The sequence below is a fragment of the Parundibacterium terreum genome (assembly GCF_014636315.1).
Classification (GTDB): domain Bacteria; phylum Pseudomonadota; class Gammaproteobacteria; order Burkholderiales; family Burkholderiaceae_D; genus Undibacterium; species Undibacterium terreum.
In genome coordinates, this window is sequence record NZ_BMED01000002.1 from 155720 (window position 1) to 168283 (window position 12564).

13 protein-coding genes are annotated in these 12564 nt (G+C 56.4%); all 13 read right to left on the reverse strand.

Annotated elements, in window-relative coordinates:
* Positions 1–82 precede the first annotated feature (82 nt).
* Entirely contained in the window at positions 83–493 is a 411-nt protein-coding gene (locus tag IEW12_RS09710) for an SRPBCC family protein (protein WP_188565870.1), read from the reverse strand.
* Positions 494–780: 287 nt separating this feature from the next.
* Positions 781–2049 carry a hypothetical protein gene (locus tag IEW12_RS09715; RefSeq protein ID WP_188565871.1) on the reverse strand — a complete coding sequence of 423 codons (1269 nt, stop codon included), beginning with the start codon at positions 2047–2049 and terminating at the stop codon, positions 781–783.
* Positions 2050–2214: 165 nt separating this feature from the next.
* Positions 2215–2694 (reverse strand): FKBP-type peptidyl-prolyl cis-trans isomerase, encoded by a 480-nt coding sequence (locus IEW12_RS09720; RefSeq protein WP_188565872.1) that lies wholly within the window; start codon positions 2692–2694, stop codon positions 2215–2217.
* Positions 2695–2851: 157 nt separating this feature from the next.
* Positions 2852–4294, reverse strand: a complete 1443-nt coding sequence (locus IEW12_RS09725) for a cobyric acid synthase (RefSeq protein ID WP_229751025.1) — start codon at positions 4292–4294, stop codon at positions 2852–2854.
* Between the two features lie 10 nt (positions 4295–4304).
* A complete protein-coding gene (locus tag IEW12_RS09730; RefSeq protein ID WP_188565873.1) occupies positions 4305–5111 on the reverse strand; it encodes an ABC transporter substrate-binding protein in 807 nt (268 codons plus the stop codon).
* A 3-nt stretch (positions 5112–5114) separates the two neighbouring features.
* Positions 5115–6023 carry a cobalamin-binding protein gene (locus tag IEW12_RS09735; RefSeq protein WP_188565874.1) on the reverse strand — a complete coding sequence of 303 codons (909 nt, stop codon included), beginning with the start codon at positions 6021–6023 and terminating at the stop codon, positions 5115–5117.
* Positions 6023–7048: a threonine-phosphate decarboxylase CobD gene (cobD, locus tag IEW12_RS09740; RefSeq protein ID WP_188565875.1), complete on the reverse strand. Its 1026-nt coding sequence runs from the start codon at positions 7046–7048 to the stop codon at positions 6023–6025. The genes IEW12_RS09735 and cobD overlap by 1 nt, the downstream gene beginning before the upstream one ends.
* On the reverse strand, positions 7041–8015 hold the full coding sequence (cbiB, locus tag IEW12_RS09745) for an adenosylcobinamide-phosphate synthase CbiB (protein ID WP_188565876.1): 975 nt from the start codon (positions 8013–8015) through the stop codon (positions 7041–7043). Before cbiB ends, cobD begins: the two co-directional genes overlap by 8 nt.
* A 4-nt stretch (positions 8016–8019) precedes the next feature.
* Positions 8020–8568, reverse strand: a complete 549-nt coding sequence (gene cobU / locus IEW12_RS09750; protein WP_188565877.1) for a bifunctional adenosylcobinamide kinase/adenosylcobinamide-phosphate guanylyltransferase — start codon at positions 8566–8568, stop codon at positions 8020–8022.
* A complete protein-coding gene (locus tag IEW12_RS09755) occupies positions 8565–9905 on the reverse strand; it encodes a cobyrinic acid a,c-diamide synthase CobB (RefSeq protein WP_229751026.1) in 1341 nt (446 codons plus the stop codon). The genes cobU and IEW12_RS09755 overlap by 4 nt, the downstream gene beginning before the upstream one ends.
* On the reverse strand, positions 9905–10498 hold the full coding sequence (cobO, locus tag IEW12_RS09760) for a cob(I)yrinic acid a,c-diamide adenosyltransferase (protein WP_229751118.1): 594 nt from the start codon (positions 10496–10498) through the stop codon (positions 9905–9907). Before cobO ends, IEW12_RS09755 begins: the two co-directional genes overlap by 1 nt.
* A gap of 79 nt (positions 10499–10577) precedes the next feature.
* Complete coding sequence (locus tag IEW12_RS09765) at positions 10578–11339, reverse strand: ABC transporter ATP-binding protein (protein WP_188565878.1); 762 nt, start codon at positions 11337–11339, stop codon at positions 10578–10580.
* Positions 11339–12391, reverse strand: coding sequence for a FecCD family ABC transporter permease (locus IEW12_RS09770; protein WP_371874525.1), 1053 nt, complete (start codon positions 12389–12391; stop codon positions 11339–11341). Before IEW12_RS09770 ends, IEW12_RS09765 begins: the two co-directional genes overlap by 1 nt.
* Positions 12392–12564: the final 173 nt, after the last annotated feature.

The following is a 12564-nucleotide window of genomic DNA, read 5'->3' on the forward strand; positions in this document are numbered from 1 at the left end:
AGCATTGCATATTCACTCCGGCGCAATTGAATGCAGCTGGCAAGCTGGACATCACCAGCCTGCCGTGCCAGCAACAATACGCCTATCCCCGGCTCTCTGCGAGCTTTTTCAATGCAGCCAGCACCTCGGCAAAATCGGAGGTGACCATAGGCCCAAATTCGGTGGCAGACGGTCCGGTGATTTCTGTGCTGTAGCTGACCCTGGTCAAGCCCGAGGCCAGCGGGATGATCTTGTGGTGTACCAGGACATAGGTAGCATCGATGACAGTCTCATCGGTAAACCCTTCGTTTTCCTTCACGTTCGTCAGTGTGCTGACGAAGGCTTCTTCGCCGGGAGGCTGCATTGAGAAGGTAGATCCATTAGCGAAGGGGCCGCGCATTTCCAGGTATTCAATGCCGCTATTCCATTTCTTCCAGCCCGGCACGTCTGAAAACAGCGCCCAGATCTGGACGGGTGTCGCCGTTGTTTCCATGCTTTCTTCATGCGTCCACATAAGCTGTCCTATCCCTGTGTTAATTGAAATCCCATGCCTGCGGTTTGCTCGGCACATCATTTTTGTTATTTTTTTATCAAAATAGCTCAAAAGCAGGATTTGCAAAAGATGAATCTGTAGCGCAATTTCCTGAAGACAAATTGCAACAGTAGATGGTGCTCGTGCAAGCTGACAGCGTGTTGCAGCAAACACGGACGTCAGCATATTCCTGCCTCTCCAATGCCTTTCTCGGTCTAGCCATGGCTAATCAGATCGGGCGGTGTTCGTGCCCGGCCGGCTGTCAGACATTAATTGCGCCGATTGAGTAATGGTAACGGATGATTTGTGAGTACTCCCTCTAGCCACTGGATTTGTGGCGTGTAGTGGGCTTTGTCTCCAATGACTCCCTTCAGCCTTTCATTGACACATGTGGATTCAAACAAAAGGCACAAATTATCTTCTTGACCGCCATAGATGTTTTCAGCAAGCATGGCCTTGCCAAGAGCGTCCATAAAATCCCAAGACTGAAGTCCCGACGAATAATACGAGACAAAATAATAGACCATGCCACAATCATAGGGCTCACGAAAATCGACAGCCTTCTGTTCAATTTTTTCATGAACTGTGCGTGTATCGGAAAACTTTGCGCAGTCGCCGGCAGCTTTAAGCACCCGTTGTTTTGCCGCGTTTTCGCTAATCAAGCCGGAGTTGCGCAATACTATTATTTTTAAAAAATCCGCCTGCCCCTCCACGATGTAGCGGGCTAGTGGCAACTTATATACCTCGTCCCTCTGAAGCTTGTGCGCCAGTTCATGCGCAAAAGTCGAAGGCATTATTTCATCCAGCGTCAGTAACTGAGCCGGAGTGGGATTGTCATAGCTCATTCGGATAATATTGACGGAGTCTCCGCCAAAACCCGAGTAGTTCCCCTTATTGCGGACCACAGCCGTTACAACACCGATGTCTTTCTGAGGATTGACCTTTAGTACATTCTGATAAAACGCCGATACTTTTCCAAAAGACGTCTGCAGCCTGGCCAAGGTCGGCGCTGGGATGCCTGCATCAAAATAACTGCTCCCCTGCACGACTGGAGTCAGCTCATTCGTGAAAAAAATGGCCTTTCCTCTCGCCTCTTCCGAGGGAAATCTGGTGCTGCCCGAGTACCATTTGTCACCCCACAAGATATGCTGGGCCGCTATTTCAAAAACGACGCCCTTGCATTCACGCGCCGGAAAGAAAAAGGGAAGGTAGATGTAGATGCCTCCTCCCATACGCGCTGCCTTTAGATATTCTTCGCCATCCGGTGCTTCCGAGTTTAGCTGTTGCACATAGGATGTATCGGACAGTTTGCGCATACCTAGCGCCGGATTAAATACCTGACCATTTCTTCCAGTGCAGACAGGCTCGACGCCATCAGCGCTTAAATCGAATCGCACATTCTCGTTCGCAGCTTCCGATATACGGACCACAAGGGACGCTTTGGCAAAGACCGGGAGCATAGCCAAACACAGCGCAAGCAATCCAGGAATACGATGACAGCGTTTGATGGGAATCCATTTTGAAAGAAAATTTATCATTCTGACGGGCTTAGAGGTGTTTTTCGGAATCGGTACAGGTCGACACAAGCAGACAGCTATATATTCACACAAATAAAAAACGCTGGGCAGCTATCTTTATAGATAACTACCCAGCGTTTTTAGCGGCAGATAATCCCTACCAGGGACTACTCCATCTAATTCCAATCAATGATGATGGCCGTGCTCGCCATGTACGTGGCCGTGAGCGATTTCTTCGTCGCTGGCGGCGCGTACTTCCAAAACACTCGCATCAAAACGAATCGTCATGCCGGCCAGGGGATGATTGCCGTCTACCGTGACCTTGCCTGCGTCGATTGCCGTTACACGGAATTGCATTGATTCTTCTGTTTCGGGATCGCGTGTTTCAAACATCATGCCGACTTCGATATCAGGTGGAAACAGGCCGATGTCTTCTTCGCGCACCAGTTCTGCCTCGTGTTCGCCAAAGGCATCTTCCGGTGCCATTGTGACGGAAATGGTATCGCCTGCTGCTTTGCCTTCCAGCGCTTCTTCCACTGCAGGCAGGATGTTGTCATAGCCGCCGTGCAGGTAAACGATAGGTTCTTCATTCTTGTCGATGATTTTGCCCGCGTCGTCGAACATGGTGTAGTTCAGCGAGACGGCGGTGTTTTCAGTAATTTTCATGATGTCTGATAAATAATAAGAATTTGTCGATTCCGACAGGAGCGATTTGGCACCATAGGGCACAGTCAGACACAAATCAAAAACACCATCGGTCAATAAAGTTGCAACAGGCATAATAAAACCTGCGCACAGGTGAGCATTGTAGCAGAGCGCGCTATCAAAGTTTCTGCAAGGATGCGAGCAAGGGCTCGCAAGCATCCGCCACCCTGTCTATGCTTTGTTCGCGTAAAGCCGCGAGATCCACCTTGATATCGGATTTCAGCCCGGCCCATTCCAGCAAGGCTGCGCTGGCTTCAGGCTCATCAAACATGCCGTGCAGGTAGGAACCCAGGATCTGGTCATCGGGAGAGCGCGTACCCTCTTCTTCGCCATTGATGATAAAGGCCGGCAGCGTGTCGTTGCTGGCATAGGTGATGCCCATATGGATCTCGTAGCCGGCCACCCTGGCTTTGTCCCGGCTACCGAATGCGCAATAGCCGCTGACCTGTTGCAGGCGCTTTTCCTGGGTCAGCTCGGTAGTAATATCCAGCAAGCCCAGGCCCGACGAATCTCCGGGCGTGCCTTCCACGCCGTGCGGATCGCTGACCAGTTGTCCCAGCATCTGGTAGCCGCCGCAAATGCCTATCACCTTGCCGCCATAGCGCAGATGTTTTTCCAGTGCATCCAGCCAGCCTTGCTCGATCAGAAAAGCCAGGTCGGCACGGGTGCTCTTGCTACCGGGCAGGATGATCAGGTCCGCACCGGGGATTGCATGGCCGGGGCCGATGAATTTCAGATCCACGTCAGGATGCGCGCGCAACGCATCAAAGTCGGTGTGATTGGATATCCGCGGTATTGCCGGAACGATGATGCGGAATTTCCCAGTGCTGCTCTGGCTGGACTGGATCGCGTCTTCCGCATCCAGTTGCAGCCCATGCAGATAAGGCAGCACCGCCAGTACCGGCTTGCCGGTTTTGTGTTGCAGCCATTCCAGGCCAGGTTCCAGCAGGCTGATATCGCCGCGGAAACGGTTGATGACAAAGCCGATTATGCGCTGCTGCTCGGATGGAGACAGGCATTCCAGCGTGCCGACAAAGTGCGCGAACACGCCGCCGCGGTCTATATCCGCCACCAGGATTACCGGGCAGTCCACCGCCTCGGCAAAGCCCATATTGGCAATATCACGGTCACGCAGATTGATCTCTGCCGGGCTGCCCGCGCCTTCCACAATGATCGCCTCATACTGCTCCTGCAGGCGCGCATAGGATTCCAGCACAGCCTGCATCGCCACCGTCTTGTACTGATGATAATCCTTGGCATTCATGTCGGCACGCACCTTGCCGTGGATAATCACCTGTGCGCCGGTGTCGGATGAGGGCTTCAGCAAGACCGGATTCATGTCGGTATGCGCAGGCAGGCCGGCGGCAAGCGCCTGCAAAGCCTGGGCCCGGCCTATCTCTCCGCCATCCACCGTTACCGCGCTATTCAGGGCCATGTTCTGCGGCTTCATCGGCACTACCGCAACACCTTGCCTTGCCAGCAGGCGGCATAAAGCGGCCACAACCGTGCTCTTGCCGGCGTCGGAGGTCGTGCCCTGCACCATTAATGTCGTCAGCTTCATATCGCGTTCATTATTTCATCTGTTCTGTTTTCAGGTGCCAGTCGGCAATCAGGGCCTGTATCTGCGGCAGCCCTTCTGTGATGGCGCAGGGGCCGGGTGACAGGATGTCTGCTGACTTGATCTCAGCCACATGTCCATTCCTTACCGCAGGAATCTGCTCCCAACCGGCGCGCGCGCATACCGTTTCGGAGCGGAATTTCTTGCCGCACCAGGAACCGATGATGATATCCGGCGCACGCTGGATGACGACGGCACCGTCCGCGATGATGCGCTCCCTGGCACTGTGATGCTGGGCCAGATCGGCGAAGGCATCTTCGCCGCCAGCGATGCCTATCAATTCCGACACCCAGCCTATGCCGCTCATCATCGGCTCATCCCACTCTTCAAAATATACTTTGGGCTTACGGGTCCATGAGGCGGATCTTTTGCGCGCGCGCAAAATGCAGGCATCCAGCTCCTGTATCAACTGCTTGCCCTGTTCATGCTTGTCCACCATCGCCGCCAGCACAGCAATCATGTGCAGGATACCGGCAACACTACGCTGGTTAAACAAATGTACTTCAATCCCGGCCTTCACAAGATCGCGGCAAATTTCTGCCTGCATATCGGAAAAGCCAATCACCAGGTCAGGCTTTACGGCAAGGATGCGCTCTATCCTGGATGACGAGAAACCGGAAATCTTGATTTTTTCCTGCCGCGCGCGGGACGGCCGCGTCGTAAAACCCGAGATGCCGGCGATATACTGCTCGGCCCCAAGGGCATACAAGGTTTCCACTGCCTCCGTGGAAAGGCAGGCAATACGTTGATAATGACTCATGATTTATTTTTGCTTACTGCCTGTGCTCTGGTTTCTGTTAGTGCGGGCCACCTCCAGCGCATCGCATACCGCTTTCGCACCGTCTATGATACGCGGTCCCGGCCGGTTCAACTCATCACCATCTATAGCCACCAGATTATGATTCTTTACAGCCAGTAGGCTGGGGAACGGCTTCCATTGTTCTATGCCGCTGACAACCTGGTTCTTGCTGTCGCCACTGAGCACCACTTCAGGATTCTCCGCCAGCACCGCCTCCAGGTTCACGGTAGGCGCAGCAACGGGCAAGCGGCCAAAAATGTTTTCGCCGCCGCAGGTGCGGATCACGTCGCTGACGATATGCTGGTCATTCAGTGTATATAAAGGCTTGCCCCACACCTGGTAAAACACCTTGACCTTGCTTTTGGACTGGTAGCGGCTGCTTAACTGTGCAACTTGCTGGCGAAAATCATTCGCCGCAAGCTGTGCCTGCTTTTCAGTGCCGAACATCGCGCCCATCTTGAGCAGGGTTTCCGGTATCTGTTCCAGCTTACGCGGATCACTGAAAAAATAAGGAATGCCCGATTTTTTCAATGGTTCCAGTTGCCGCTCAAACGCGCCATGCATCCAGACGATCAGCAAATCAGGCTTCATCGCAATCACACGCTCTATATCTACCTGGCGATTGTCGCCGACGCGTGGAATATCCTTGGCTGCAGGCGGATAATCGCTGTACTTGACAGTGGCGACTATCCTGTCACCGGCCCCGGCCGCATAGATCAGCTCTGTCACATGCGGCGACAGGCTGATGACTCTCTGCGCTGGCTTTTGCAAGGTGATGGTGTTGCCGGCGTCATCGGTCACGGTGATTGCCGCCTGTGCCTGCACGGCCAGCAGCGCTGCCGGGAATACACAGCAAAGTACAATTTTTTTCATTACTTCCTCATCAAGCCAAGTTCAAAAGCCAGCTCCAGCCTGCGCCATGCCGCTTCGTCCGCAGGCAAGCCAAAACGCACACCGCGCGCAGCCTCCCTGAACAAACGTATCCAGATACCCTGCTCAGCCATGTGCTGCCACAACTGTTCCGCCTGCCCCTGCAAATCGGCATCGGAGCACCACTGAAATAAATCGGTTCCCGACGAGCGGTAGCCATGCTTTTTCAGCAGAGCGCGCAGGCGGTCACCCTGTTGTTGCAGGTATAGCCGCGTATCGTTTTGCCACGCCACATCTTTTAATGCGGCACAGGCGATCTGCTGCGCCGGGCCGCTAATGGTCCAGGGGCCCAGGTAATTTTCCAACTGCGCGAGAAGCGCTTCTTCTGCCGCAACAAAGCCCAGGCGCAACCCCGCCAGCCCAAAGAACTTCCCTACCGATCTCAGCACGATCAAGCCCGGCTTATCGGTGTAAGCGGCAATGCTGGCTCCGGGTAGCGTATCTGCAAAGGCTTCATCCACGACCAGCCAACCGCCCCGGCTTCGCAACTCATCGGCCCAGCGCATCAGGGTCTGCGGTTGCATGCCAGCACCGGTAGGATTATTCGGATTGCAGATGACAACGACGTCAGCGCTGGATACTGCCGCATCCAGGTCAGCATAAGCCACTTCCCGGACTTGATGCAGATATTGATTACCGCGTTGATGAGCATGCTGCCGCCACTGATGCGCATGCTCGGCGTAGGATGGTGCGGACACAAGGACCCTGGACGCCGCCCGCAACCGCGGCAACGCTTGTATCGCGGCTTGTGTTCCAGCCACGGCCAGCATCCTTGGCGCACCATAAAAATCCTGTGCAGCGAGCACCAGCTCATCCGATTTTTCCGGCAAACGATGCCACGCATTTTCCGCCACCGGCGGTACAGGATAAAAACGCGGATTGATGCCGGTCGACAGATCTATCCAGTCCTGCAAGGGACGGCCAAAGTGCCTGACTGCATCCGCCAGGTTGCCGCCATGTTCAAGCATGTGCGCTCCCATTGAGTGCATTGAGTATCTTGGCCACCGCCACCAAAAACAGGACGCCAGTCCATAGCAGGCTGGCATTGAATACCAGGCGCCAGGCGCGCTGTATGTCTTTTGCGAGAGCTGGCTTGCCCTCACCCAGCAAGGGCCTTTGTTCCAGCACACCGTCATAGATGGCCGCGCCACCCAGTGCAAGTTCCAGCGCACCGGCGCCGGCGGACATCACCGGCCCCGCATTCGGGCTACTCCATTGCGGTGCCTGCTTGCGCCAGCATTGCCAGGCCAGCCGGGTGTTTCCCAGTGCAGCATACGACAAGGCAGTCAACCTGGCCGGTATCCAGTTCAAGCCATCATCAATGCGCGCAGCAGCACAGCCGAACTTTAGAAAACGGGAAGTACGATAACCCCACATGGCGTCCAGTGTGTTGGACAGGCGGTACAGCACCGCACCGGCACCGCCAGCCACGACGAACCAGAAGATGGCGCCGAATACCGCATCGCAGCCGTTTTCCAGCAGCGACTCGACTGCCGCCTTGGAGATATCCTGTTCCTCTGCCTGCGCATTGTCACGGCTGACGATCATCGACGTAAGCTGCCTGGCATCTTCCAGATTGCCGGCTTCCAATGCCGCCTGTATAGGCGCGGTATGCTCATGCAGGCTGCGCAGGCCTACGCAAAAATACAGCACTACCGCATGCAGGGCAGCTCCCAGCCACGGATTAAAGCGGATGGCCAGGATCACGATAATCTGAACGACAGCAACCAGAGGTAAAACCACAATACACCAGGCAAGCAGGCCAGTAAGGCGGCTTGCCGCGGCATGGTTAAGTTTCCCCTCCACCCATATTGCCAGCGTGCCAAAGCCTACTAGCGGATGCAAGCGCCTGGCTTCACCAAGTGCCAGGTCCAGCGCAATCCCGATGATGACGCACAATACGATGCCGGTAAAAGACAGGCCCGCCAGCTCCATGATCTCAGCCCTTCAATGCCAGCGGCAAACCCGCTGCCACCAGGAATACGCGATCGCATGCCGCCGCGACGGCCTGGTTCAGACGTCCGGCTTCGTCGACAAACCAGCGCGACACCGCACCTTGCGGCACGATGCCCATGCCAACCTCGTTGGACACCAGGACCACATCACTCGTCACCTCCTGCAAAACCTGCAGAAATTGCGCGCGCTGCTGCGAGAAACTGTCCGGCGGATTGAGCTTGCCGACCTCGGGGTAATCGCGCTGTTCGGAAAACAGCAGGTTGGACAGCCAGACCGTCAGGCAATCTACCAATACCAGCGTGTGCGGCGTGGCATGCTGGCGTATCGCATCCGCGAGCGCAAGATTTTGTTCCACGGTGATCCAGTTGGCCGGACGCTGCTGGCGGTGCAGCGCTATCCTCGCTTGCATTTCCTCATCGCCTGCTTGCGCGGTAGCGATATACACCACGCGCTTGCCGGACTGCAGGGCCAGCTTTTCTGCATAGGAGCTCTTGCCAGAGCGTGCGCCGCCGAATACCAGGATGCGGCTCATGGCTTCCTCCGCAAAAACAGCGCAGCAGCCGCCTGCGGATTGGATGGAAAATAACTGTGAAAATAAGAAGCAGTCAGATTACCATCGCAGTAAACGGCCTCACCGGCTTCGCCATCGGCGTGTTTTTGCGTATGCTTTTGCGTATACATTTGAGGCTGCATCGGGGTCTCGAAGCGGGAATAGTGGAAAGCGTGTCCGCGCAAGCTGCCTTGCGGCGTATTCCAGGCCTGCGCACCCAGCGCCGCCAGCCTGTTTTGCATGACCACCGTTCCCGGCAACAAGCCCAGCATGGGCCAGGTGGATTCCTGCTTATCGACCAGCTTCTCTGTCAATACCATCATGCCGCCGCATTCTGCCAGTATCGGCATGCCTGCCGCATGAACCTTCCGCATGGACTGCTGCCAGCGTGATGCGCGAGCAAGTGCCTGCCCATGCAGTTCAGGATAGCCGCCGGGAAGATAAAGCGCATCGGCACCAGCCGGTACCGGCTCGTCATTCAAGGGCGAGAAAAACACCGGCTCCGCACCCAGTTCACGCAGGCAATCCAGATTAGCCGGATACAGGAAAGCAAACGCCGCGTCGCGTGCAATCGCAATGGTCCTGCCGGACAAAAGACTGGGGAGTATGGGTGCGGCTGGCGGGGAAAATACCAGCTTGGGCAAAGCGTCCCAAGCATCTAGATCCAACTCCAGCTGGTCGGCGAGGCGGTCCAATATCTGCTCCAGCGCAACCACTTCATCAGGCAACACCAGGCCCAGATGCCGCTCCGGCAAGGCTTGCTGCTGCCTGGGCAGAGTGGCTATCAGTGGAATATCGCGCATGGCTTCGGCGATCATCCTGGCGTGACCGGTGGAGGCAACCCGGTTGGCCACAACACCGGCTAATTGCACCGGGCCAAAATCGCGCAAGCCCATCACTACTGCGCCCACCGTTTGCGCCATTGCCGACGCATCTACCACCGCCAGCACCGGCACGGCGAAGGCACGTGCCAGATCGGCGGAAGAAGGATTGCCGTCATACAGGCCCATTACGCCTTCTATCAGGATCACGTCTGCCTGTTGCGCGGCCTGAGCCAGCATCGCCTGCGATTGTTTCTGTCCTACCATCCACAGGTCCAGCGACTGCACAGCATGGCGGCTGGCACGTTCCAGCATCATGGGATCGATAAAGTCGGGCCCGGTCTTGAATACCCTGACCGATTTGCCTAGCCTTGCCAGTTTGCGTGCCAGCGCTGCCGTGCTGGTGGTCTTGCCTTGGCCAGATGCGATCGCGGAAACCAGCACGACGGTGACGGCACGCTCCGCGCCATGGGTGTCCATTGCGGCCATTGCAGTCATTACCATTCCACCCCTGCCTGCGCAGCGATACCGTCCTTGAATGCATGCTTGACCACCTGCATCTCCGTAACGGTGTCTGCAATATCAATCAGTTCTTGCGGTGCGCCGCGCCCGGTCACGACCGCGTGCTGCATTTCCGGCCTGGCATCCAGGTCGGCGATCACCTGCTGCACATCCAGATAGTGGTACTTCAGCGCGATATTCAATTCATCCAGCAACACCAGACCTATGCTTGGATCGCTTAAAAAGCGCCGCGCCTGTTCCCAGGCCAGCTGTGCCTTGGCGATATCCCGCTCCCTGTCCTGGGTTTCCCAGGTATAGCCTTCACCCATCGCGTGAAAACTGACTTCGTCAGGAAAGCGGCGCAGAAACATTTCCTCGCCGGTGGACATTGCTCCTTTGATGAATTGCACGACGCCGACTTTCTTGCCGTGCCCCATCGCGCGCATGACCATCCCGAAACCGCTGGAGCTTTTGCCCTTGCCATTGCCGGTGTTCACCAGCAATACGCCGGTCTGCCGTTGCGCCGCCTGGATTTTTTGATCGACAACTTCCTTTTTGCGCTGCATGCGCCGCTGGTGGCGGGTATTCATATTATCTGCGTTGTCGGCGTTATCGGCGTTATCGGCGTTATCGGCGCTGCCTGGGCTATTCTGGTCCATATCGGTCTTGTCAATGTTGTGGAAGGAAAACTGTCTGGCTTCCATGCTGGAACATCTCTATAGGATGCCCCAGGCACAGGCTCAGCCGTTCCGCCGTCATGATCTCTGCTGCCGGTCCCGCTTGCCAGCTACCGTCGCCCATCAACAGCAATGCATGGGTCGCTATACGGTAGGCCAGGTTCAGGTCATGGCTGACCATGACGACCGCTTTTTGCTCCTGGTCGCAAAGGCGGGCAAATAATTGCATCACGCTGATCTGGTGCGCGAGATCCAGCGCATTTGCCGGTTCATCCAGCAGCATCAGGCCAGCCTCTTGCGCCAGCAAGGCGGCAATGGCCACCCTCTGCCGCTCGCCACCGGACAGGCTGCGCACATCCCTGTCGGCAAGATCGGCCACGTCCATTTCCTGCAAAGCCTTGCGAGCCAGCCCCATGTCTTCGCTGGATTCCCAATAGCGGCTGTCCTGATAAGGATGGCGCGCGCTCAATACCGTTTCTATCGCGGTGTAGGCAAAGGCATCTACCCGCCCCTGCGCAAGAAAAGAACGCTCACGTGCCAGCGCCGGCAGCGACCAGTCGCCGATATCCTTGTCATGCATCTGTACCTGGCCGGAATCGATATCGCGCAAGCCGGCTAGCGTACGCAGCAAGGTACTTTTTCCGGCGCCATTGCGGCCGATCACGCACCAGCATTCACCGGGCAAGACTTGCCAATCCAGATTTTTGAGCAGGCAACGCTTGCCCACATAGAGATCGAGCTTACTTGTACGCATCAACGTCTTCTCAACTGGTGGAGCTGCAACAGGAAAACCGGCACACCGATGATTGCGGTAATAACACCCACGGGCAATTGCTGCGGCGCGAGTACGCTGCGTGCCAAAGTATCCGCCAGCACCAGGAAACTGCCGCCCGCCAGGCTCGCTGCCGGTATCAGCAAGCGGTGATCCGGCCCCCAGGCAAAGCGGCAGGCATGCGGCATGATCAGGCCGACAAAACCTATGCTGCCTGCGCTACTGACAGCGCTCGCTGTCAGCAAGGCCGAACAGAAAAACAATGCCTGGCGCAAGCTGCCTACCTTGATGCCCAGCGTGCTGGCATTGTCCGCATGCATCGCAGCGATATTGATGGCGCGCGCCATGCGGATGGAAAACGCCAGTACGGCAAGCAGGATGATCCACGACAGATAGCGTGGCTGCGTCGTGGATAAATCTCCTATCATCCAGAACACCATGCCGCGCATGCGGCTATCCGGCGCGATCGACAGCATCAGGCTGACCAGCGCACCGCAACCGGAGGCGATGATCACGCCGGTCAACAGCAGAAGCGGTGCATTGCCTTCCGAGCTGCCGCTGCCGCGCAGGTCGCGGTAAGCCAGTGCAAACAGCAGCATCGCGACAGCAATGGCACCTGCAAATGCAGCGAGGTCCACCATCCAGGCTGCCCCGAGAAACAGTATAGTTGCCAGCGCGCCCACCGAGGCGCCGCCGGAGATGCCAAGCACATAGGGCTCGGCCAGGGGATTGCGCAACAGCGCCTGCATCAATACGCCAGTGAGCGCCAGCGTTGCGCCGACCACAAAGCCGGACAAGGCTCGTCCCAGGCGCAACTCCAGCAGGGTTGCCGCCAGCGTGGAAGGCTTGCCATGCAGGATATCGACGAACGCTTGGAATAATTCGCCGGTCGACAGCGAAATAGAGCCGACCAGGCAAGCGATCAAAATGCTGGCTACAGAAAGCACCGCCAGCGTGGACAAAATAAGGAAGGCGCGGCTGGAAGAATTCGCCTGAGCCGGAATGCGTGCGCTGGCAGTAGAAACAATAGGCACAATCAGCCTTTGTGAAATGAGCGATATGGACGTCTATACAGTCTAGGGAACGTAGGAACTGTACGGATTAAAACGAGCTTACACCTGAATTAAATCAGGGGCAAAACGATCTTGGGCCCGGTAAAAAAATCAAACCGGGCCCAAGGTGTGCTACCAGCTATGCTGCCGGTCTA